17 protein-coding genes and 1 riboswitch are annotated in these 22,004 nt (G+C 68.7%); of the genes, 12 read left to right on the plus strand and 5 right to left on the minus strand.

The window, feature by feature from the left end:
• From AC0Z2B_RS27220 to AC0Z2B_RS27245, 6 genes are all read left to right on the plus strand, one after another.
• A partial coding sequence (locus AC0Z2B_RS27220; RefSeq protein ID WP_476300839.1) for a hypothetical protein occupies window positions 1–198 on the plus strand: 198 nt, incomplete at its 5' end.
• 5 nt (window positions 199–203) lie between these two features.
• Window positions 204–521 (plus strand): hypothetical protein, encoded by a 318-nt coding sequence (locus tag AC0Z2B_RS27225; protein ID WP_476300837.1) that lies wholly within the window; start codon window positions 204–206, stop codon window positions 519–521.
• Between the two features lie 680 nt (window positions 522–1,201).
• Entirely contained in the window at window positions 1,202–3,388 is a 2,187-nt protein-coding gene (locus AC0Z2B_RS27230; protein WP_476300767.1) for a TonB-dependent siderophore receptor, read from the plus strand.
• A gap of 9 nt (window positions 3,389–3,397) precedes the next feature.
• Entirely contained in the window at window positions 3,398–4,636 is a 1,239-nt protein-coding gene (fes, locus tag AC0Z2B_RS27235) for an enterochelin esterase (RefSeq protein WP_476300769.1), read from the plus strand.
• A gap of 34 nt (window positions 4,637–4,670) precedes the next feature.
• Window positions 4,671–4,895: an MbtH family protein gene (locus tag AC0Z2B_RS27240; RefSeq protein WP_416424939.1), complete on the plus strand. Its 225-nt coding sequence runs from the start codon at window positions 4,671–4,673 to the stop codon at window positions 4,893–4,895.
• 13 nt (window positions 4,896–4,908) lie between these two features.
• Window positions 4,909–8,874, plus strand: coding sequence for an amino acid adenylation domain-containing protein (locus tag AC0Z2B_RS27245; RefSeq protein WP_476300771.1), 3,966 nt, complete (start codon window positions 4,909–4,911; stop codon window positions 8,872–8,874).
• A gap of 162 nt (window positions 8,875–9,036) precedes the next feature.
• On the opposite strand, the gene AC0Z2B_RS27250 is transcribed toward AC0Z2B_RS27245, so the two are convergent.
• Genes AC0Z2B_RS27250 through fepD form a run of 3 tightly spaced genes read right to left on the minus strand, consistent with a single transcriptional unit; the run spans window position 9,037 to window position 11,812 of the window.
• Window positions 9,037–9,834, minus strand: a complete 798-nt coding sequence (locus AC0Z2B_RS27250) for an ATP-binding cassette domain-containing protein (protein ID WP_476300773.1) — start codon at window positions 9,832–9,834, stop codon at window positions 9,037–9,039.
• Entirely contained in the window at window positions 9,831–10,826 is a 996-nt protein-coding gene (fepG, locus tag AC0Z2B_RS27255) for an iron-enterobactin ABC transporter permease (protein ID WP_476300775.1), read from the minus strand. Before fepG ends, AC0Z2B_RS27250 begins: the two co-directional genes overlap by 4 nt.
• Complete coding sequence (gene fepD, locus AC0Z2B_RS27260; RefSeq protein ID WP_476300777.1) at window positions 10,826–11,812, minus strand: Fe(3+)-siderophore ABC transporter permease; 987 nt, start codon at window positions 11,810–11,812, stop codon at window positions 10,826–10,828. Before fepD ends, fepG begins: the two co-directional genes overlap by 1 nt.
• Window positions 11,813–11,973: 161 nt before the next feature.
• On the opposite strand from fepD, the gene entS reads away from it, so the two are divergent.
• Window positions 11,974–13,209, plus strand: coding sequence for an enterobactin transporter EntS (gene entS, locus AC0Z2B_RS27265; RefSeq protein WP_476300779.1), 1,236 nt, complete (start codon window positions 11,974–11,976; stop codon window positions 13,207–13,209).
• On the opposite strand, the gene fepB is transcribed toward entS, so the two are convergent.
• A complete protein-coding gene (gene fepB, locus AC0Z2B_RS27270) occupies window positions 13,185–14,192 on the minus strand; it encodes a Fe2+-enterobactin ABC transporter substrate-binding protein (protein WP_476300781.1) in 1,008 nt (335 codons plus the stop codon). The genes entS and fepB overlap by 25 nt on opposite strands.
• 288 nt (window positions 14,193–14,480) lie before the next feature.
• Between fepB and AC0Z2B_RS27275 the strand changes: the two genes are divergently transcribed.
• The 4 genes from AC0Z2B_RS27275 to dhbA are packed head-to-tail and all read left to right on the plus strand — an operon-like array spanning window position 14,481 to window position 18,962.
• Entirely contained in the window at window positions 14,481–15,671 is a 1,191-nt protein-coding gene (locus tag AC0Z2B_RS27275; RefSeq protein WP_476300783.1) for an isochorismate synthase, read from the plus strand.
• Window positions 15,668–17,278: a (2,3-dihydroxybenzoyl)adenylate synthase gene (locus tag AC0Z2B_RS27280; RefSeq protein WP_476300785.1), complete on the plus strand. Its 1,611-nt coding sequence runs from the start codon at window positions 15,668–15,670 to the stop codon at window positions 17,276–17,278. Before AC0Z2B_RS27275 ends, AC0Z2B_RS27280 begins: the two co-directional genes overlap by 4 nt.
• Window positions 17,279–17,288: 10 nt before the next feature.
• Window positions 17,289–18,161, plus strand: a complete 873-nt coding sequence (locus AC0Z2B_RS27285) for an isochorismatase (RefSeq protein WP_416424930.1) — start codon at window positions 17,289–17,291, stop codon at window positions 18,159–18,161.
• Window positions 18,162–18,215: 54 nt separating this feature from the next.
• The gene (dhbA, locus tag AC0Z2B_RS27290) at window positions 18,216–18,962 is read left to right on the plus strand and encodes a 2,3-dihydro-2,3-dihydroxybenzoate dehydrogenase (RefSeq protein ID WP_476300787.1); all 747 of its coding nucleotides are present in this window, start codon (window positions 18,216–18,218) and stop codon (window positions 18,960–18,962) included.
• Between the two features lie 99 nt (window positions 18,963–19,061).
• On the opposite strand, the gene AC0Z2B_RS27295 is transcribed toward dhbA, so the two are convergent.
• Entirely contained in the window at window positions 19,062–19,961 is a 900-nt protein-coding gene (locus AC0Z2B_RS27295; protein WP_476300789.1) for a sterol desaturase family protein, read from the minus strand.
• Between the two features lie 280 nt (window positions 19,962–20,241).
• Here AC0Z2B_RS27295 and AC0Z2B_RS27300 point away from each other — a divergent pair, with 280 nt between their 5' ends.
• Window positions 20,242–21,792 (plus strand): carboxylesterase/lipase family protein, encoded by a 1,551-nt coding sequence (locus AC0Z2B_RS27300; RefSeq protein ID WP_476300791.1) that lies wholly within the window; start codon window positions 20,242–20,244, stop codon window positions 21,790–21,792.
• A gap of 141 nt (window positions 21,793–21,933) precedes the next feature.
• Window positions 21,934–22,002, plus strand: a riboswitch (Fluoride riboswitch).
• Window positions 22,003–22,004: the final 2 nt, after the last annotated feature.

Below are 22,004 nucleotides of genomic sequence, written 5' to 3' on the forward strand. Positions count from 1 at the left end.
GCTACACTACTTTTTCCACCAGAAAGGAGCTTGGCCATGTACCCCTGCTTCACCTTGAGCGAACCCGCCACCACCCCTCGCTACCGGCCCGCCGTCTCGATCAACGGCGCGATCACGGCCTGGGAGCTGAAAAATCTGGCGCTCAATACCAAGGGGTTTGTCACATGTCCAAAGAACTACTCGGAGTTTCTGCTATAGGCCTGATGGTGGCTGGCGAGTTCTGCGCCATCTACAGCGAGGTCGTCACTGCACGGCTGGCTCACACCGGCCACACTTCCTGGCTTGATTTCCTGATGCCGGCCACGGTGATGTGCGTGGCCGGGTTTTGCCTGATCGCGGCCTACTGGCTGGGGTTTCGTGCGGCCGGTGATATCTGGCTGATCACCGTGGTCTCGGTGACTTCGTTGCTGTTGCTGGAGCCGGTGGTGATCTGGGCGCTGTTCGCCGAGCGGCCGGGGCGGGGTGCCTTGATCGGCTTCTGCCTGGGGGCGCTGGGGATGGTTGCGGCGGTGTGGCTGTAGCGCACCGTTTCCGTAGCAGCCGCCGCAGCCGGCGTCCGGGCGCTGCGCGGTGTGCCAGGTAGCAACCCGCCGGCGGGTTGCGCACGCCCCTGTAGCAGCCGCCGCAGGCGGCGTCCTGGCCTTGCGCGGTGTGCCAGGTGACGCGGCCTGCGGCCGCTGCTACAGCAACCGCTGCGCTCAGCGGGTTGCGCACGCTCCTGTAGCAGCCGCCGCAGGCGGCGTCCGGGCCCTGCGCGGTGTGCCAGGTGACGCGGCCTTGCGCGGTGTACCAGGTGACGACAGGCCGGCGGTATTGGTCCTGATACGCACCCATCACCCCCCGCGCACCACGCGGCCTGGCCGCGTAACCCATCTACGGCAATGTAACAATCAAGAAATACTACCAATTGCGTTTGCGATTGTTATTGAGAGTTATTACCATCAACGCGCCGCACCATGCCGCACCTCGTTTCACAGCGCCTCACCAGGCGCGGGTAACCGCCCCCGACGCTTCGCCCAATCGTCTCGCTCACGCCTGCAAAAGCCTGGCCGGCAGACGTTTGCCCAGAAAAAGTGGCGGGGGCCACTGGCGAAGCGGGGCAGGGCGGGTACCTGAGGGCTGCATGACGCGGCATCACAAAGGCTGCGCCCGGGGCGCAGGAAAAAGACATCTGTCGAACAGATCATGCAAAGGAAGTGGTATGAACGGAAGTAAACGTAGCGGTGCCCTGCGACGCACCCATGGCTTGGTACTGGTTGGCCTGCTGGCGCCATTCCCGCTCAGTGCCCTGGCCGAGACCGTTGCCCAGCCCCAGGCCCAGGCCAGCGCGCCGCTGGAGCTGGACACCCTGACCATCGAGGGCAACAAGCTCTACGACATGCCACCGTCCGAACAGACCGGCGGCTACACCGTGCAGGGCGCCACCGTGGGCACCAAGACCCCGGCACCGCTCAAGGACATTCCGCAATCCATTTCCACCTACACCAGCGAGTACATCAAGGACCGCAAGTTCGTCCACCTCGATGACCTGGCCAAGTACACCGCCGGCCTGCGCGTGCTGACCAACGACAGCGGTCGCTCGTCCATCTACTCGCGCGGCTACGAGTACGACGAATACCAGATCGACGGCCTGCCAGCGCCCATGACCAGCATCTTCGGCACCGTGCCGTCGCTGGTCGCCTACGACCGCGTGGAAGTGATGCGCGGCCCGGCCGGCCTGTTCAGCAGCACCAGCGAGCTGGGCGGCATCGTCAACATGGTGCGCAAGCGCCCCACCGCCGACTTCCAGGGCAGCGTCGAGGCCAGCTACGGCACCTTCGACACCAACCACGAGCAGGTCGACGTCTCCGGTCCGCTGGACTCCGAAGGCCGTGTGCGGGGGCGCTTCATCGCCTCGCGTGACGCCAGCAACGGCATGGTCGACTACAACGCCAGCGACAGCGAAACCTACTACGGCGCTCTGGACATCGACCTCGACGACGCCACCCAGCTGTCGTTCGGCCTGAATCACGAAGTGAAGAACATCACGCCCAACAACGGCTACCCGACCGACACCAAGGGCAACCTGCTGAACTTCAGCCGCTCCAAGTTCCTGGGCGCCGACTGGAACTACTTCGACGGCAAGACCACCGACTTCACCGCCGAGCTGACCCACCACTTCGACAACGGCGGCAACGGCCGCGTTGCCCTGCGCACCTCGGACCGCGACGCCGACTACCTGTACGCCTTCACCCGCAGCGGCGTGTCCAGCACCGGCACCGCCACCGAAGGCTACACCGGCCGCGAGTTCACCGAGAACACCGTGTCCATGGACGCCAGCTACAGCCAGCCGTTCGAGGCCATGGGCAACGTCAGCGAGTTCGTGGTGGGCACCGACTACAAGAACTACCACAACTACTACAAGAACGCCGCCGGCACCCTGGGCACCATCAACGTCAACAGCTACGACCCGACGTCGTTCGCCAAGCCGACCGACATCTACGCCAGCAGCACCGCCACCAAGGTTGGCACCCAGTCCGAAGAATACGGCCTGTACTCCAAGCTGACCTTCCGCCCCATCGCCGACCTGGCGCTGATCGGCGGCGCGCGCCTGAGCTACTACAAGGGCAGCGGCTACACCACCACCCTCAAGACCGGCGCGCAGACCGACTACGACCAGACCATCAGCGCCCACGTCACCCCGTACGGTGGCGCGGTGTACGACCTGGACGCCAACAACTCGCTGTACTTCAGCTACTCCCAGGTGTACAAGCCGCAGACCGAGACCAACCAGGCCGGCAACGTGCTCAAGCCGCGCACCGGCGAGCAGTATGAAGCCGGTATCAAGGGCAGCTACTTCGGCGGCGACCTGAACACCCGCGTCTCGGTGTTCCAGCTGACCGACAAGAACCGTGCGACCACCCCTGAAGATGACCCGACCGCGACCTACGACGTAGCGTCCGGCAAGACCCGCATCCGCGGCGCCGAGTTCGAAGTCAGCGGCAAGCTGCTGCCCAACTGGGACGTGCTGGCCGGCTACACCTACATGGACACCCAGGTGCTCAGCGGCGACGCGGTCAGCACCTTCCAGACCATGCCCAAGCACTCCGCCTCGCTGTGGAACAAGTACACCGTCGCCAGCGGCCCGCTGGAAGGCCTGGCCATCGGCAGCGGCGTGACCGCCATGAGCGACTTCTACATGACCACCAGCACCTACACCGTGGCCGCGCCTGGCTACGCCACCGTGGATGCCAAATTGTCCTACCCGATCACCAAGAAACTCACCGCGACCCTGGACGGTACCAACCTGCTGAACCGCGACTACTACTCGCGCGTCGGCTCGGCGGCCACCTTCAACTTCCTCGGCCAGTCCCGCGCCTTCAGCGTCGGCGCCCGGTACGAGTTCTAAGAGGTCCCCATGGACAAGCTCCTGGCACGCAAGGACCTGGGCAGCGAGTCGTGGTGGCAGGCGCTGGCCGAGCAGGGTACGCCCCTGGTCGGCCCGGCGCAGGCCGGGGGGCACGCCGTGACCTTCGTCTGGCGTGACCCCCGCGGCACGGCCGCCACGTCGGCTACACGACGCGTCTGGATCAACATCACCGGTCTCACCGACCACCACCGCCAATGCGCGCCGCAAAGCCTGGCGCGCATCGACGGCACCGACATCTGGCTGTGGCAGACGCGCATCGACGCGAACTGGCGCGGCAGCTACAGCTTCATGCCCTGCGACGACGACCGCGATTTCGATGCCGTCGACGCCCACGGCAACCCCGATTTGAACGCGCTGCGCCCCTGGTGGCGAGCCATGTTCCCGCGCGCGCAGCACGATCCCCTGAACCCCATGCGGCCCTGGACCGGCGGCCGTGGCCTGGGCGTGTCCGGCCTGCACATGCCGCAGGCGCCCGCGCACCCGGCCTGGCTGCCGGTGGACGCCGGCCAGGCGCCGGCCGCCAGCGTGCAGCAATACCACTGGCACAGCTCGCGCCTGGGCAACAGCCGCCGGGTGTGGCTGCTGAGTACCGGCCGCGCCCAGGACCCCAGCCGGCCCCTGGCCGTGCTGCTGGACGGCGCCTTCTGGACCGCCAGCCTGCCCCTGGCCGAGCCGCTGCAGGCGCTGACCGCCAACGGCACATTGCCGGGTGCGGTGTACCTGTTCGTCGACAGCATCGACACCGCCCACCGCAGCGCCGAACTGGCCTGCAACCCGGCCTTCTGGGAAGCCCTGCAGGAAGAATTGCTGCCGCAGGTGATGAGCTGGCAGGCCCACTCGGCGAACCCCGCCACCACCGTGGTCGCCGGGCAGAGCTTTGGCGGCCTGGCGGCGCTGTACGCCGGCCTGCAGTGGCCGCGGCGCTTTGGCTGCGTGCTGGCCCAGTCCGGCTCGTTCTGGTGGCCCCGCGATGACCTTGCGCGGCAGTTGCCCCAGCGCGTCGACGCCGGGCTCGGTCATGGCCAGCCGCTGAAACTGTTTATCGAAGCCGGGCTGCGCGAACCGGTGATCCACCGCGCCAACCAACGCATGGTGCAAGCGCTGCGCGACGCCGGCCTTGCCCCGCAGTACCGCGTGGTCAACGGCGGCCACGATGCCCTGTGCTGGCGCCAGGGCCTGCTCGATGGCCTGGCGGCACTGTGGGCCGACTTTTGCGCGGCGGGTTGAACCGCCGCGACCCTCTCACGACAAGGAACATTCCGTGGAGCAACTCAACCCTTTCGACGACCCGCAACAGGGCTGTCACGTGCTGATCAACGACCAGGGCCAGCACAGCCTGTGGCCGGACTTCTGCGCCGTGCCACCGGGCTGGACCATCGTCCACGGCCCCGCCAGCCGCGAAGCCTGCGGGCAGTGGCTGGAACTGCACTGGCGCGACCTGCGTCCCGCTTCCCTGCGCCGCGCCTTGGGCGCCAACGCTTCCTGAACCGGAGTCACGGATGAACCTGTCAAACCCCGCGCCTGTGACCCCACTGGCCGCTACCCGCCACGAAATGCCCCTGGTGGCCGCCCAGCCGGGCATCTGGATGGCCGACCAACTGTCGCCGCACCACAACGCCTACGCCGTGGCCCACTACGTGGAACTGGCCGGCGCGCTGGACAGCGACCTGCTGCTGCAAGCCATCGAGGCAGGCCTGGCCGAGGTCGACACCCTGCACCTGCACGTCGCCGAGCGCGACGGCCAGCCGCTGCAGTGGTTCGACTTCAGCCGCGCCCCGGCACGCCCCACCTGCGCCGACCTGCGCGGCGAGGCCGACCCGGCCGCCGCCGCACTGGCGTGGATGCGCCAGGACCTGCAGGGCGACCTGCGCGTGGCCAGCGGTGGGCTTGAGTGCGTGAACCGGCTGATGCAGGTGGGCGAGGGCCGCTGGTTCTGGTACCAGCGCTATCACCACCTGGCCGTGGACGGCTACAGCTTCGCCGCCATCACCCGGCGCATCGCCGAGCACTACAACGCCCTGCGTCGTGGCGAGGCCGCCGGCCCCACGCCGTTCACCCCGTTCAGCCAGGTGGTGGCCGAGTACCAGGCCTACCGCCAGGGCGCGACGTGCGAACGCGACGCGCAGTTCTGGCTGGACAAGGGCCGCCAACTGCCGCCGCCGGCCACCTTGTCGAGCCAGCCGCTGGGCGGCCAGAGCGCCAGCAGCCGCGTGCTGCGCCACACCCTGAACTTCGACACCCAGGCCTTCGACCGCCTTATGGCCGACCAGCCGCCCGCCATCAGCCGCGCCGACATGGCCCTGGCGCTGGTCAACCTGTGGCTGTCGCGCCTCAGCGGCCAGGACGCCTTCACCGCCGGTTTCATCTTCATGCGCCGCATGGGCTCGGCCGCCGCCAGCGCCAGTGGCGCGGTGATCAACGTGCTGCCCATGCAGGTCAAGGTCGAGCCCCAGGCCACCCTGGCGGAACTGGCGCAGAGCATCGCCGCCGAGCTCAAGCGCCTGCGCAAGCACCAGCGCTACGACGCCGAACAGATCCAGCGCGACCTGGGCCGCATCGGCGACGCCGAGCCGCTGTACGGCGTGGTGCAGAACCTCAAGCTGTTCGACTTCGCCCTGGACCTGGACGGCATCGCCGGCGTCACCCACACCCTGGCCTCGGGCCCGGTGCGCGACCTGGAAGTGGCGCTGTTCCTGACCCCGCGCGGCGAGCTGTCGCTGGAGCTGCTGGCCAACGCCGAGCGCTACGATGACGCCACCCTGGCCCGCCACCTGCGCAGCCTGAGCCTGTTGATGACGCAGTTCGGCGCCAACCCGCAGCTGCGCTGCGAGGCCGCCAACCTGCTGGACATCCAGGACCTGGCGCTGCTGGCCCGCGCCAACGCCACCGAGCAGCCGCTGACCGACGACACCCTGGTCAGCCTGATGGCCGCCCAGGCGCTGCTGACGCCCCACGCACCGGCGCTGTCGGACGCCCAGTATCAGTTCGACTATCAACAGGTGCGCGAACAGGTGCAGGCCCTGGCCCAACGGCTGGTGGCCCAGGGCGTGGAGCCTGGCGATATCGTCGCCGTGGCCCTGCCACGCTCGGTGTTCCTGTCCCTGGCGCTGATGGCCATTCTGGAGGTGGGCGCCGCCTACCTGCCGCTGGACACCGGCTACCCCGACGACCGCCTGCAGCTGATGCTGGAGGACGCCGCGCCGCGCCTGATCATCACCGACACCGCCCAGGCCGCGCGCTTCGCCGGCGTGGCCAGCTGCCCGGCGCTGCTGCTGGAAGCGCCGCTGCAGCTGGACCCGCACGGCCCGCTGCAGTTCGCCCAGCCGACGCCCGAGCACGCCGCCTACATCATCTACACCTCCGGCTCCACCGGCCGCCCCAAGGGCGTGATCGTCGGCCACCAGGCCATCGTCAACCGCCTGCTGTGGATGCAGCACCAGTACCCCCTGGGCAGCACCGACGTGGTGCTGCAGAAGACCCCGTGCAGCTTCGATGTGTCGGTGTGGGAGTTCTTCTGGCCGCTGATCACCGGCGCGCGCCTGCACATGGCGCCGCCCGAGGCGCACCGGGACCCGGAAGCGCTGCAGCGGCTGTTCAGCGAGCAGGGCGTGACCACCACGCACTTCGTGCCTTCGATGCTGGCGGCGTTCGTCAGTGCCTTGAACGACGACGCCGCCATCGCCCATTGCCGCAGCCTGCGCCAGGTGTTCTGCAGCGGCGAGGCGTTACCGACCGATCTGTCGCAATTGTGGCAGCGCCGCACTGGCGTGCCGCTGCACAACCTCTACGGGCCCACCGAAGCGGCCGTCGACGTCAGCTGGTACCCGGCCCACGGTGACGCCCTGGCCGGCGTGCAGGGCGCCAGCGTGCCCATCGGTTTCCCGGTGTGGAACACCGGCCTGCGCATTCTCGACCGGCGCCTGCGCATGGTGCCGCCCGGCGTTGCCGGCGACCTGTACCTGACCGGCGTGCAGCTGGCCCACGCCTACCTGGGCCGCGCCGACCTGACCGCCAGCCGCTTCGTCGCCGACCCCTACGGCAACGGCGGGCGCATGTACCGCACCGGCGACGTGGCGCGCTGGCTGGACAACGGCGCGGTGGAATACCTGGGCCGCAGCGACGACCAATTGAAGATTCGCGGCCAGCGCATCGAGCTGAGCGAAATCGACCACGCGCTGCTGGCCTTGCCGGGCGTCGAGCAGGCCGTGACCCACGCCCGGGTGCTGGGCGAGGCCCAGGTGGGCGGCGGTGACGCGCGCCAGCTGGTGGGCTACGTGATCGCCCAGGGCGACCGCGAGTTGGACCTGGTTGCCCTGCGCATGGCCCTGGTGGACCGCCTGCCGGCACACATGGTGCCAGTGGCGTTGGTGCAGCTGGATGAGTTCCCGCTGGGCGCCACCGGCAAGCTGGATCGCAAGGCGTTGCCGTTGCCACAGGCCAGCGCCAAGGCCTGCGGCCGTGCACCCGCCGAAGGCCTGGAAACGCAGATCGCCGAGGCTTTCGCCCGGGTGCTGGAGCGCGACGGCGTCAACGCCGAGGACGATTTCTTCGCCTTGGGCGGCCACTCCTTGTTGGCCATGAGCCTGGCCGCCACCTTGCGCCGCGAACTGCAGCGGCCGGTGGCGGTGGGGCAGGTGATGATCGCCTCCACCGTGGAGCGCCTGGCCCAGCTGCTGGCCAGCGAGCAGAGCGAAGACGAAACCCGCCGGGCCGGTTTCGAGAGCGTGCTGCCACTGCGCCAGGGCAACGGCCCGACGCTGTTCTGCTTCCACCCGGCCTCGGGTTTTGCCTGGCAGTTCAGCGTGCTGCAGCGCTACATCGACCCGCACTGGTCGCTGGTGGGTATCCAGTCGCCGCGCGGCAATGGCCCGCTGCACAGCTGCGCCAACCTCGACGCCGCCTGCGATGCGCACTTGCTCACCGTACGCGCCTTGCAGCCCCGTGGCCCGTACCACTTCGCCGGCTATTCGTTGGGCGGTACCCTGGCCCAGGGCGTGGCCGCGCGGTTGCAGGCCGCGGGCGAGCAGGTAGCCTTCCTGGGCCTGCTCGACACCTACCCGCCTGAAACCCAGAACTGGGACGAACGCCAAGGCCGCAACGTGCTCAAGCAGGAGGTGCTGGACGAGGTCAATCGCGAGCGCGAGCTGTTCCTGGCGGCCCAGCAGGGCCTGCAGGATGCGGCCATGGCGGCAGGCGGTGGCGGCATGTTCGACGACATCGAAGCCAACTACGCCGACTCCGTGCGCCTGCTGGCCACGGCGCGCAGCTCGGCCTATAGCGGCGAGGCAACCTTGTTCGTGGCCGAGAAAACCCTGCCTGAAGGCATGGACGTGCAGCAGACCTGGGGGCCGTTCGTGGGCAGTCTCAAGGTGCACCGCCTGCCGTGCGCGCACGTGGACATCATCTCGCCGGCCTCGATGGCGCAGGTGGGGCCGTTGATCAACCGGGCGTTGAAGGCGCTTTGACCCATGACGCGGCCTGGCGGCCGCTGCTACAGAAACCCTGCGCCGTGCGGGGCCCCGTAGCAGCGGCCGCAGGCCGCGTCAGGGGGCACCGCGGCGTGCCGGGAAAGGCGTGGCGCCTTGGACGCGGCCTGGGACCGCTGCTACAACAATCACCAGGCCGCGTCAGCGCCCCAGCGGCACGATCATCGGCGTGCCCGCCACGGGGTCGTCGATGATCACGCACTTCAAGCCATACACCGCCTCGATCAACTCGGGTGTGACGATGTCGGCCGGCTTGCCGCTGGCAAGCACCTTGCCCCCGCGCATGGCGATCAGGTGCGTGGCGTAGCGGCAGGCGTGGTTCAGGTCGTGCAGCACCACCACCAGCGTGTGGCCCTGATCGCGGTTGAGTTCGCGCAGCAGTTCCAGCAGGTCGATCTGGTGGGTGATGTCGAGCCAGGTGGTGGGTTCGTCCATCAGCACCAGCGGTGTCTGCTGGGCCAGCACCATGGCGATCCACACGCGCTGGCGCTGGCCGCCGGACAGGGTATCCACCGGTTTTTCCGCAAGCTCGGCAACGCCGGTGGCCGCCATGGCGCCTTGCACCGCGGCTTCGTCGGCGGCGCTCCAGCGGCTGAACAGGGTCTGGTGCGGATAGCGCCCACGCGCCACCAGGTCGCGCACCAGGATGTCGCTGGGCGCGGTGGAGCTTTGCGGCAGCAGGCTCAGGCGCCGCGCGACCTCTTTGGTCGGATAGCGGCTGATGGCCTGGCCATCCAGCCACACCTGGCCGGCCGTAGGCTGCAGCAGGCGGCTGAGGGTGCGCAGCAAGGTCGACTTGCCGCAGGCGTTGGGGCCGATGATCACGGTCAGTTCGCCGTCGGGGATGTGCACGGACAGGTCGCGGGCCACGACCTTGTCGTCGTAGCCCAGGGTCAGTTGCTCGGCCCAGAGGCGCGAAGGGGCGGGCAGGGCGGTCATCGCTTGCGGGTTTCCCGAATCAGAAGGCCAATCAGGTAGAGCCCGCCGAGGCTGACGGTAATCAGCCCGACGTGCAGTTGGTAGGGCAGGAACAGGCGCTGGGCGGCCAGGTCGGCGGCCAGCAACAAGGCCGCGCCGGTCAGCGCCGCCAGCGGCAGAGTCAGGTGTTGCGAGGGGCTCAGGCGCCGGGCAATCTGCGGCGCCGCCAGGGCCAGGAACGAAATCGGCCCGGCCACGGCGGTGGCGGCGGCGGTGAGTATCACCCCCATCAACAGCAGCAGCAGGCGCGAGCGCTCCACCGGCACGCCCAGGGCGTTGGCGGTGTCATCGCCCATTTCCAGCAGGCGCATGCGCTGGCTCAGTACCAGGCTGCCGGCCAGGGCCCCGGCGATGCACAGCAGCGCCGGCACGGCCTTGGCCCAGGTGATGCCGTTGAGCGTGCCGGCGTTCCACAGGCCCGCCGACAGCGTGGCTTCCAGCGAGCCGTTGACCACGACCCAGGTGTTGAACGACACCAGCATGGCGCGCACGCCCAGGGCGATGATGATCAAGCGCAGGGTGCTGATGCCGTTGCGCCAGGCCAGGCGGTAGACCACCACGGCGGTCAGCAGGCCGCCAATCAGCGCCGCCGAGGCGCTGCCCAGGGTGCTGCCGTGAAACAGCACCAGGGCCACCAGCACGCCGCTGTAGGCACCGGTGTTGAAGCCCATGATGTCGGGGCTGCCCAGCGGGTTGCGCATCAGCGACTGGAAGATCGCGCCGCTGACCGCCAGCGCCGCGCCCAGCACCAGCGCCGCCACCACCCGCGGCAGGCGCCATTGCAGCACGATCAATTGCGTGCCCGGTGCGCCCTGGCCGCCCAGGGCGTCCAGCACCTGGCCCAGGTTCAGCGCCAGGCTGCCGCTGGCCAGCGCCCAGGCGGCCAGGGCCAGGCACAGCAGGGCGAGGGCGGTGGCGGTGAACAGCGGGCGTCTGCTGTGCAATGTGCTCATCAGTTGGCCCCCAGGCGCTGGCGGCGCGCCAACCAGATCAGCACCGGCGCGCCGATAAAGGCGGTCATCACCGACACCCGCAGCTCGCCAACGGTGATCACCCGGCCCAGGGTGTCGGCCAACAGCAACACGGTGGGCGTCAGCAGCACAATGAACGGCAGCTGCCGGCCGTGCTCGGGCCCGGCCAGCCAGCGCGCCAGGTGCGGCATCATCAGGCCGACGAAGGCGATGGGGCCGACCATCGCCGTGGCCGCGCCGCACAGCAGGGTAATCGCCAGCAACCCCAGCAGCTGCGTGCGCAGCACCCGGGTGCCGAGCGCAGCGGCCATGTCCAGGCCCATGCCCAGGCTGTCCAGCGCCCGGCTCAGCCCCAGCGCCAGCAGCACGCCGGCGCCGATGGGCAGGGCGGCGGCCTTGATCAGCTCAAGATTGCGCACGTCCAGCGAACCCGCTTGCCAGTAGCGGATCTGGTCGAACACCAGCGGGTTGAGCAGGGTGATGCCCGAGCCGATGCCTTCCAACACCGCGGTCAGCGCCACGCCCATCAGGGTCAGGCGCATGGGGCTCACGCGGCCCCCGCCGGTGAAGCCGCTGAGGGTTACCAGCAGGTTGGCCAGCAGCGCGCCGATGACCGCGCACACCACGTACTGGTCCGGGCCGTTGACGCCCAGCCAGGCCATGCCCACCACCAGGGCGAAGCTGGCGCCGGCGTTGATACCCAGGATGCCGGGGTCGGCCAGCGGGTTGCGGGTCAGGGTCTGCATCAGCGCCCCGGCCACCCCCAGCGCCGCGCCCGCCAGCAGCCCGGCCAGGGTGCGCGGCAGGCGCGCGTCGGTGATGATCACGCAGTCGACGCTGGTGCAGGCGCCGGTCAGGGCGTCCAGTACCTGTGACAGCGGGGCCAGGTGGGCGCCCATCTGGAGGCTGGCCAGCACGGCGCCCAGCAGCGCCAGGGCGGTGAGGGGCAGGCGCAGGGAAGCTCTCATGGGCGGCCCTGCCGGAGCGGTGCGAACATCGTGAATCGCCTTAATGTATCGATACAAATACGAAGCATTCGTTTATACGACTGATTGGCGAATGCTATCATGTGGCCCGCTTGATAGGTAGTTCGCCTATCGATACAGGCCTGTCGATACAAGGGAGTTTCATGGCCAGACCGTCGATTTTTCTCAACCTCAGCCTGCTGCGCAGCCACCCGGCGTTTCGCGCAGTGTTCCTTGCCCGGCTGCTGTCATTGATCTCCCTGGGCTTGCTGGCGATTGCCATGCCGGTGCAGATCCAGGCCCTCACCCATTCCCCCCTGCAGGTTGGCCTGGCTGTGACACTGGCCGGCACCGGCATGTTCGTTGGGCTGATGTTCGGCGGCGTGCTGGCCGACCGTTATGAGCGACGCCGGCTGATTCTGCTGGCGCGTTCCACCTGCGGCATCGCCTTCGTCGGCCTGTGCCTCAACGCGTGCCTGGCGCAGCCGTCGCTGCTGGCTATCTACGGGCTGTCGCTGTGGGACGGCTTCTTCGGCGCCATTGGCGTCACCGCCTTGCTGGCGGCGACGCCGGCGCTGGTGGGCCGCGAGCACATGGTGCAGGCGGGGGCCATCAGCATGCTCACCGTGCGCATCGGCTCGATTCTCTCGCCCTTGCTGGGCGGGCTGTTGATCAGCGCTGGTGGCGTGGCCTGGAACTATGGCCTGGCGGCGTTCGGCACGTTGATTACGGTGCTGCTGTTGCTGCGCCTGCCGGCGTTGCCACCACCACCGGTGCCGCGCGAACACCCGCTGAAGGCGCTGGCCACCGGCATCGGCTTCCTGTTCGAAAACCGCGTGGTGGGCACCGTGGCGCTGATTGGCGCCTTGCTGACCCTGGCCAGCGCCGTGCGCGTGCTGTACCCGGCGCTGGGCCTGGCCTGGCAGCTGGAGCCCGCGCACCTGGGCCTGATGTACGCGGCCACGCCCCTGGGCGCGGCCATCGGCGCCATCACCAGCGGCCGCCTGGCGGCCACGCCGCGCCCGGGCAAGCGCATGCTGGCCACGGCGCTGCTGGCGTTTGCCGCCATCGCCGGGTTCAGCGTGGTGCCGTCGTTCTGGTTGGCGCTGCTGTGCCTGGCAGGCTTCGGTTATTTGAGTGCGGTGAATGCGCTGCTGCAGTACGCGCTGATCCAGGCGCAGACCCCCGACCACCTGCTGGGCCGGGTCAACGGCCTGTGGACCGCCCAGAACGTCAGTGGTGACGCCCTGGGCGCGGCGTTGCTGGGGGGCTTGGGCTCGTGGCTGCTACCGGCCAACGCCGCCCTGGCGTTCGGCCTGGCGGCGATGGCGGTGGGGCTGGTGCTGGCGCTGGGCATGCGCCAGCTGCGCCGGGTTCAGTTCGACGCCGTGGCGGCCTGAGCGCCGGGCGTGCCGAACTGCGCCTGCAGGCGGTCGAGCAGGTGGTTGGCGCTGTAGTAGTCGAGGCGGAAGGTGTCGGCGCCCAGGGCGTACACGCGCTGTTTGTCGATGGCCGGCAGGTGCGCCAGCAGCGTGTTGCCCAGGATGGCCTTGGTGTCCGCCGGTTCCGCGGCAAACATCAGGAAGCTCTGGCCAGTGAGCGCGTCGGCCATGTGCTCGCCGCCGGCCTGGATGATGTCCTTGCGCTTGCCCATGTTCTGGCTGTTGGCCAGGGCCGGCGAGGGCTCGGCCAGTTCGAAGCCCAGCTGCGCCAGCAGTTGGCCCTGGGGCGAGGCGGCGGTCCAGATGTTGGCCTGGCGCGCGGCCGGGTTGTAGACGAACGCCGACACCGGTTGCGGCGGCAGCTTGAGGCTGTTGCGCAGCTGCGCCTGGCGCTCGGCGAAGGCTTCGATCAGCTGGCCGGACTGGGCTTCATGGCCGGTGGCCTCGCCCAACAGGGTTTCCAGCTGCTGCCAGCTTTTATCGTCGTAGTTCACCACCAGGGTCGGGGCGATGGCCGAGAGTTGGTCGTACAGGGCTATGGCCGAGTCGCCGCCGGTGGCGCTGATCAAAATCAGGTCCGGGGCCTGGGCCGCCACTGCTTCGGCGTTGGCCTCGCCGATGTACAGGCGCTGCACGTTGCGCGCCTTGGCCACCGCGCCCCACTGGCGCAGGTAGCCCTGGTCGTCGGCCACGCGGTTGTTGGGCGTGGTGGCGCCGCTGGCGATCACCGGCGCATCAATGGCAAGCAGCGCGCCGGTGAGGGTCACGCTGGTGGAGACGATGCGCGTGGGCGCGTGGTTGAGCACCACGCTGCCGTGCTCGCCGTTGAGGGTGCGCGGCCAGCCGGCGTCGGCGTAGGCGCTGGCGGCCAGCAGCGGCAGGCAGGCGGCCAGCAGGCACAGGCCGGCGCGCAGGGCAGGGCGGGGGAATCGGATGGGCATGAAGGTAGGCGTCCCTGGTGGAGAATAAATCTCATTTTTATCAATGAGGTGTGTGCCTGCAACCACAAGCACGTATCGCCGCCGATACACGCCCCGTAGCAGCTGCCGCCAGGCAGCGTCCGGGCCCGGAATGGAAATCGCGAAGGCCCTGACGCGGCCTGGCGGCCGCTGCTACAGGGTGGGTTTGTACCGGCGGTGAGACCGAGGTCTCGTTGACAACGTTTCCTGCTATCCATAACCTTAACATGATTGATAGCAATTCTCATTACGAGTCACGAGGCGAACGTCATGACGACACACCACCTGGAAAACGAGCGATACCGTACGCCAGACGGTAGCAAAGAGGCGCAGTTCCTCTTCCGTTCCGGCACGCGCAGCCTGCGCGGCCAAGGTATCTTCAGCCGTATCAATAGCGCGGCCGGCAGCGGCGGCGTGTCCTCCAGCGCGTTTCTCGCCGAAGTCGGCGCCGCGTTGGCGCGGGCGCGCGAGGCCGGCATCGACAACCCCATTGTGATGGGCGCGATCCCCTTCGACACCACCCAGCCGTCCTGCCTGTACATTCCCCGCCAGTGCGCCTGGCGCGATGAGCAGCCAGCGGCTGCTACCCAGGCCGAGGCCGCGCGCCCGGCGGTGCTGAACCAGCGCAGCATTCCCGACGAAGCCGGCTTCAAGGCCGCCGTCAACCAGGCCATTGCCAACTTCCGCTCCAGCACCATCCGCAAGGCCGTGCTGTCGCGTCAGCTCGACGTGCAGCTGACCCAGCCGGTGGATGTCGAGCAGGTGCTGGCCAACCTGGCCGCCCAGAACCCCTCGGGCTACCACTTCCGCGTGCCCATGGCCGACGGCGCCGAACTGATCGGCGTGAGCCCCGAGCTGCTGGTGCGCAAGACCGACGACCAGGTGTTCACCAACCCCCTTGCCGGCTCTGCCAAGCGCCGCGTCGACCCGGTGCAGGACCGCGAAGTGGGCGAGGCGCTGCTGGTGTCCGAGAAGGACCAGTACGAGCACAGCCTGGTGATCGACGACATCCGCCGCGTGCTGGAACCGGTGTGCAGCGAGCTGGAAGTGCCGCCTGGCCCGTCGCTGCTGAGCACCGCCGCCATGTGGCACCTGTCCACCGCCCTGCAAGGGCAGCTGCGCGACCCCAACACCTCGGCGCTGCAGCTGGCCTGCCAGATCCACCCCACGCCGGCCGTGTGCGGCGCGCCCACGCAACTGGCGCGCAAGCTGATCGACCTGGTCGAACCCGAGACCCGCGGCCTGTTCAGTGGCATGGTGGGCTGGTGCGACAGCCACGGCAACGGCGAGTGGGTGGTGACCATCCGCTGCGGCACCGTGCAGCATGACCGCATTCGCCTGTTCGCCGGCGCCGGCATCGTCGAGGCCTCGTGCCCCGAATCGGAATGGAAGGAAACCCAGGCCAAGCTCGGCACCATGCTGGCCGCCTGCGGCCTCGACGCACAGGCGGGCTGCGCATGAGCATCGCTTTCACGCCCTGGCCGGCTGACCTGGCCGCCCATTACCGCGCCCAGGGTCACTGGCTGGACCGGCCAATGACCGACATTCTCGCCCAGCAGGTGCAGGCGCGCCCGGACGCCCCGGCGATCATCTGCGGCGAGCGTATCCTCAGCTACGCCGAGCTGGACCGCCAGTCCGACAACCTCGCGGCCTACCTGCACGCCAGCGGCCTGCGCACTCACGACGCGGCGCTGGTGCAGCTGCCCAACATCGCCGAGTTCTACGTCACCTTCTTCGCCCTGTTGAAGCTGGGCGTGGCGCCGGTCAACGCACTGTTCAGCCACCAGCGCCAGGAACTGCTGGCCTACGCCCGGCAGATCCAGCCCAAGGTGCTGATTGCTTCCAGCCGCCACGCCCTGTTCGCCAACGACGTGTTCCTCGACGAACTGCGTGACGTGGCACCGAGCCTGGCCACCGTGGTGCTCGACGGCGCCGACCTGCAGACGCACCTGCAAACCCCAGCGCGCCACTTCGTCGCCAGCCCCAGCGAAGGCGGCCAGGTGGCGTTCTTCCAGCTGTCGGGCGGCAGCACCGGCACGCCGAAGCTGATCCCGCGCACCCACAACGATTACTACTACAGCCTGCGCCGCAGCGTGGAGCTGTGCGGCCTGACCCCGGCCACGTGCTTCCTCAGCGCCTTGCCGGCCGGCCACAACTACACCATGAGTTCGCCCGGCGCCCTGGGCGTGTTCATCGCTGGTGGCTGCGTGGTGATGGCCAGCGACCCCGAGCCGCTGAACTGCTTCGCGCTGATCGAGCGCCATGGCGTCGACTGGGTGCCGCTGGTACCGCCGGCGGTGGCCCTGTGGCTGCGCGCCGCGCCCGAGCATCGCGCGCGCCTGCACAGCCTGAAGGTGCTGCAGGTGGGCGGCGCCAACTTCTCCGAGGCCCTGGCGCGTCGCGTGCCTGAAGAATTGGGCTGCCAGCTGCAGCAGGTGTTCGGCATGGCCGAGGGCCTGGTCAACTACACCCGCCTGGACGACGACAGCGAGCGGGTGTTTACCACCCAGGGCTGCCCCATGAGCGCCGACGACGAGGTCCGCGTGCTCGACGAAGAAGGCCGCGCCGTGGCGCCGGGTGAGCCGGGCATGCTCGCCACCCGTGGCCCGTACACCTTCCGCGGCTATTACCTGGCCCCCGAGCACAACGCCCAGGTGTTCGACGCCGAAGGCTTCTACTACTCCGGCGACGTGGTGCAGCAGGACGCCGACGGCTACCTGAAAGTAGTCGGCCGGGTGAAGGACGTGATCAACCGCGGCGGCGAGAAAATCGCCGCCGAGGAAATCGAGAACCTGCTGCTGCACCACCAGGCCGTGACCCACGTGGCCCTGGTGGCCATCCCCGACGAGCTGATGGGCGAGAAGAGCTGCGCCTGCGTGGTGGCCAACGACCCTGCGCTGAAACCCTCGGACCTGCGCAAGTACCTGCGCGCCCAGGGCGTGGCCGACTACAAGCTGCCCGACCGCTTCCAGTTCATGGCCGAGCTGCCCTTGACCGCCGTCGGCAAGATCAACAAGAAGCAGCTGCGCGAGACCCTGCGCGCAGCCCTCGACAACGCATCCGCATAAGGCTTTACCCATGGCTATCCCGAAACTCGCCAGCTACCCCATGCCCACGGTCGCCAGCTTCCCGGCCAACAAGGTCAACTGGGCCCTCGACCCGTCGCGGGCGGTGCTGCTGATTCACGACATGCAGGAATACTTCCTCGACTTCTACGGCGAAGACAGCCCGCTGGTGGCCCAGCTGGTGGCCAACGTCGTGGCCCTGCGCGCCTGGTGCCACGCCCAGGGCATCCCGGTGGTGTACACCGCCCAGCCGTCCGAGCAGAGCCCCCAGGACCGTGCGCTGCTCAACGACATGTGGGGTCCGGGCCTGACCACGGCCAGCCGCCAGGTGCAGCAGGTGGTGGCGCCGCTGCGCCCGCTGCCCCAGGACACGGTGCTGGTGAAATGGCGCTACAGCGCGTTCATTCGCTCGCCGCTGGAGCAGATGATCAAGGAAGGCGGGCGCGACCAACTGATCATCTGCGGCGTGTACGCCCACATCGGCTGCATGGTCAGCGCCACCGAGGCGTTCATGCGTGACATCAAGCCGTTCTTCGTCGGCGACGCGCTGGCCGATTTCTCCGAGGAAGAGCACCGCATGGCCCTGCGCTACGTGGCCACCCGTTCGGGCTTCGTCACCGACGTGCAGAGCATCATTGGCCAGCAGGGCCAAGCGCTGGACCAGGCCTGGCTGCTGGCCCAGCTCACGCCGTTCCTGGACGCCGACGACGGCGAGCCGGGCGCCGACGACAACCTGATGGACTACGGCCTGGACTCGGTGCAGGTGATGACCCTGATCGGCAACTGGCAGCGCGACGGCCTGGACGTCAGCTTTGCCGAGCTGGCGAGCAAGCCGACCCTGGCCGGCTGGTTGGCGGTGCTGTCGGCCAAGCGCCAGGCCGCCTGATTTCCCTTTGATTCGCCGCCCCGAGTGTGGGGCGGCTTGCCGTGAGTAGCTGCAATGGATTTTACCAACAAGTGCGTATGGGTGACGGGCGCGGGGCAGGGCATTGGCTTGCAGGTGGCGTTGCGTTTCCAGGCCGCCGGCGCCCAGGTGATCGGTTTTGACCGCGCCTTCAATGAGCCCGCGTACAGCTTCCAGACCGTGGTGCTGGACGTCACCGACCCCATCGCCGTGGAGCAGGTGTGCCAGGAAATGCTCGGCCAGCAGCCGCGTATCGACGTGCTGGTGAACGGTGCCGGCGTGCTGCGCCTGGGCAATAGCGACGCGCTGTCGGTGGACGACTGGCAGGCCTGCTTCGACGTCAACGTCTCCGGGCCGTTCTACCTGTTCCGCCAGCTGGTGCCGGTGTTCAAGGCCCAGGGCCAGGGCGCGGTGGTGAGCATCGCCTCCAACGCCGCCCACGTGCCGCGCCTGAACATGGCCGCCTACTGCGCGTCGAAAGCGGCCATGGTGGCGCTGAACAACTGCATCGGCCTGGAACTGGCCGAACACGGCGTGCGTTGCAACCTGGTGTCGCCGGGCAGCACCGACACGCCGATGCTGCGCGACATGGTCGGCGGCCCCCAGGGCTTCACGCGCCTGGTGGCCGGCCTGCCCGAGCAGTACAAGCTGGGTATCCCGTTGCGCAAGATCGCCACGCCGGACGAGATCGCCAACGTGGTGCTGTTCCTGGCCTCGGACCTGGCCAGCCACGTGACCATGCAGGACCTGGTGGTGGACGGCGGGGCAACGCTGACCGCCTGACACCGCCAACCCGTAGCCGCTGCCGCAGGCTGCGCTGGCCCGAATGTGCGCTACACAACATACGTGCACGCCACGGCCAGCCCACCCAGTCGGCAGCGGCTACGGGGTTTGCCGCAACGCTGCGCGCAACGCGTCCGGCACCACCGCCGCGTCCTGCTTGCGCTGCGCCCGAAACGGCTCCACGCACTGGGCCACATACCCCACCGGGTAATCCGGCCGGTCACCAATGCCCACGTCATCACCCAGGCGGTAGCCGGGCAGGTGCAGCGCCGTGCCCAGCAGCCTGTCCCAGCAGGTGAAGAACAGGCCGAAATTCACGTCCCCCACACGCCCGTATTTCAGGTGGTGCAGGCGGTGCACCGGCGCCCAGGCGAACACATGGCGCAGCGCGCCGATGCGCATGTCGACATTGCTGTGCTGCAGCAGCAATTGAATGCCCACGGCAAAGCCCAGCAACGCCGCCAACTGCGGCGGCAGCCCCAGCAACAGCAACGGCAGCACGCCGCCCAGCGCTTCCAGGGTCTGGTGCAGCGGGTGTTTCATCAACCCGTTGAAACCGTACATGCGCGGCACGCTGTGGTGCACGCTGTGCAGGCGCCACAGCACCGGCAAGCGGTGGCTGGCGAAATGCACCAGGGTAATGCCCAGGTCGGCGATCGGCAGCGCCAGCGCCAGTTGCAGCCACAGTGGCCAGTGGCTGGGCCACAGCCCGGGGGTGGGCAACAGGAACGCCAGCAGCGGAATGGTGATGACGCCCAGGCCATTGATGCCCTCGTTGACCAGGGCGTGCAGCAGGTCGCGCGGCTCGTCCTGGTGGCTGGCGTTCCATTGCGGGCGGTAGGGCAGCCAGCGTTCGGCCAGGGTGGCGACAATGACAGCCGTGGCCAGCAGCACCAACAGCAAGGGCAGCGGCAAGCCGTCGCCGACCAGCCACAGGCCGGCGGCGAGGAAACCGAAGAAAAACAGCGGGGCGTAGAGACGGGCGAACAGCAGGCGCATGGGTAACTCCCTTGGGGTCATCGGGCCGACAGCATCCGTGGCTGACGGGCTTGCGCGCTTGAACAGACGGCGCAAGGGGACGGTAACGGCGCAACCCCATCAGTTACGTAGGACGCTTCCCAGAGATCTGAAGAAAATTCCTACGGCGCCTAAAGCGTGCGCTGATCGCCCCGTTGGCAATTTATTTTCTGTCGGGTCATTAGCTCACTATCTATTCTTCCAGGGCCGCTCGCCGGCGCATAACAACAAGCAAGGAGCTGATGCTCCAAGGAAGGTCTTGATGCCACTCGAATCGTCCCGTCGCCGTTTTCTCCAGCACTGCCTCAGCGTTTCCACCGCCGCCCTGTTGCCGCCGTTCGCCCTGGCCGACCTGGCTTCGCCCACCCAGGTGACCGTCGCCCAAGGCGTGCTGCAAGGCCAGCAACAGGCCGACGGCACCCGCACCTGGAAGGGCGTGCCCTTCGCCCGGCCACCGGTGGGCAAGTTGCGCTTCAAGGCACCGCAGCCGCTGCAGGCCTGGTACGCACCCCTGAAGGCCGAGGCCTATGGCCCATGGGCGGTGCAGCAACCCTATCCGCCGGTGCTGCAGGACAAGCCCAAGGGCGAGGAGGACTGCCTGTACCTCAACGTCTGGGCGCCCGCCAGCCCGGCAGTGCACGTGCGCCCGGTGCTGGTCTGGCTGCACGGCGGTGCGTTCGTGCTGGGCAGTGGCGGCGACCCGCGCTTCGACGGCAGCGACTATGCCCGCCGCGGCGACCTGATTTTCGTCACGGTGAACTACCGCATGGGCGGCTTTGGCTACCTGGGCGTGCATGCGGAGCCGGGCGCCGCCAACCTTGGCCTGCAGGACCAGGTCGCCGCGCTGCGCTGGGTGCGCGACAACATCAGCGCCTTCGGTGGCGACCCGCACAACGTGACGGTGATGGGCGAGTCGGCCGGGGCCATGTCCATCGGCTGCCTGCTGGGCGTGCCGGCGGCCAAGGGCCTGTTTGCCCGCGCGATCATCCAGAGTGGCGGCGCGCGGCCGTTGTTCCAGGCCGACGAGGCCGCGCAGGTGCTGCACCAGGTGCTGCAGGCGGGCGGCGTGGATGCCGCGCAGTTGCAGCAGATGCCGGTGGCCGAGCTGAACAACCTGTTCATCCAGGTGGCGGAGCAGTCGAATACGCCGCTGTTGGGCGGCGAGGCCTACCACCCGGCGGTGGACGGCAGCCTGCTGCCCGTGCACCCGCTGGAGGCGCTCCACGCGGTGCCGACGTTGATTGGCCACTGCCGTGATGAGAGCGGGCTGTTCGTCGCCGGCAAGGCGGTGAACCTGCTTGAGGGTTTGCCGGCGCGGGTGCGCGCCAAGGTCGGCGAGGCCACCTGGGCCAAGGTCGAGCAGACCTACCAGCGAAGCACGGGCGCCGAGGGCGACTGGCAGCGCGAGCTGTTCAGCGACATCTTCGTCGGTGTGCCGGCCCTGCGCCTGGCCGACCGCCTGGCCGCCGCGGGCGCGCCGGTGTGGGCGTATCGTTTCGACTACGCCAACGCCGGGCCCTACGGGCCGTGCCATGGCAGCGACATTCCCTACACCTTTGGCCTGGGCCAGCCGGGCAAGGGGCGGGGCAGCTTCACCGCGGCCGAGCAGACATTGTCCGAGCAGATGCGCGACAGCTTCATCGCCTTCGCCCACACCGGCAGCCCGCAGACCGCAGCGCTGCCCACCTGGCCGCGGCATGAGCCGCAGGCGCTGGCCTACCTGCGCTTCGACACCCCGGTCAGCGTGGCCAGTGATTACCTCGGCGCCGCGCGCCGCGCCGTCTGGGAAACCGTCCCCATCGCCGCCCTATAGCACCGTAGCAGCGGCCGCAGGCCGCGTCCTGGGCCCTGTGCGGCGCCTGGGACGCGGCCTGTGGCCGCTGCTACGGGGGGTGAATATTCCGTTGGGAGCGGTGGGGCCGCTGTTGTGTGCGGCTGGGCTCTTTGGCTATGATGCCGCTCCGGAGATGGCATTCCTCCTTGAACCGCCGCGCTGGCCGCAGCTGATGATGCCTACAGACACCT

The organism is Pseudomonas sp. GYB4201 (genome assembly GCF_056312595.1).

What these genes read in the sequence shown, in the direction of transcription:
- AC0Z2B_RS27230 (WP_476300767.1), top strand. Translation starts at nt 1,202, where the DNA reads ATGAACGGAAGTAAACGTAGCGGTGCCCTGCGACGCACCCATGGCTTG.
- AC0Z2B_RS27275 (WP_476300783.1), top strand. Translation starts at nt 14,481, where the DNA reads ATGACGACACACCACCTGGAAAACGAGCGATACCGTACGCCAGACGGT.
- dhbA (WP_476300787.1), top strand. Translation starts at nt 18,216, where the DNA reads ATGGATTTTACCAACAAGTGCGTATGGGTGACGGGCGCGGGGCAGGGC.
- fepB (WP_476300781.1), bottom strand. Translation starts at nt 14,192, where the DNA reads ATGCCCATCCGATTCCCCCGCCCTGCCCTGCGCGCCGGCCTGTGCCTG.
- AC0Z2B_RS27225 (WP_476300837.1), top strand. Translation starts at nt 204, where the DNA reads ATGGTGGCTGGCGAGTTCTGCGCCATCTACAGCGAGGTCGTCACTGCA.
- AC0Z2B_RS27280 (WP_476300785.1), top strand. Translation starts at nt 15,668, where the DNA reads ATGAGCATCGCTTTCACGCCCTGGCCGGCTGACCTGGCCGCCCATTAC.
- fepG (WP_476300775.1), bottom strand. Translation starts at nt 10,826, where the DNA reads ATGAGCACATTGCACAGCAGACGCCCGCTGTTCACCGCCACCGCCCTC.
- AC0Z2B_RS27295 (WP_476300789.1), bottom strand. Translation starts at nt 19,961, where the DNA reads ATGCGCCTGCTGTTCGCCCGTCTCTACGCCCCGCTGTTTTTCTTCGGT.
- fes (WP_476300769.1), top strand. Translation starts at nt 3,398, where the DNA reads ATGGACAAGCTCCTGGCACGCAAGGACCTGGGCAGCGAGTCGTGGTGG.
- fepD (WP_476300777.1), bottom strand. Translation starts at nt 11,812, where the DNA reads ATGAGAGCTTCCCTGCGCCTGCCCCTCACCGCCCTGGCGCTGCTGGGC.
- AC0Z2B_RS27245 (WP_476300771.1), top strand. Translation starts at nt 4,909, where the DNA reads ATGAACCTGTCAAACCCCGCGCCTGTGACCCCACTGGCCGCTACCCGC.
- AC0Z2B_RS27285 (WP_416424930.1), top strand. Translation starts at nt 17,289, where the DNA reads ATGGCTATCCCGAAACTCGCCAGCTACCCCATGCCCACGGTCGCCAGC.
- AC0Z2B_RS27300 (WP_476300791.1), top strand. Translation starts at nt 20,242, where the DNA reads ATGCCACTCGAATCGTCCCGTCGCCGTTTTCTCCAGCACTGCCTCAGC.
- AC0Z2B_RS27250 (WP_476300773.1), bottom strand. Translation starts at nt 9,834, where the DNA reads ATGACCGCCCTGCCCGCCCCTTCGCGCCTCTGGGCCGAGCAACTGACC.
- entS (WP_476300779.1), top strand. Translation starts at nt 11,974, where the DNA reads ATGGCCAGACCGTCGATTTTTCTCAACCTCAGCCTGCTGCGCAGCCAC.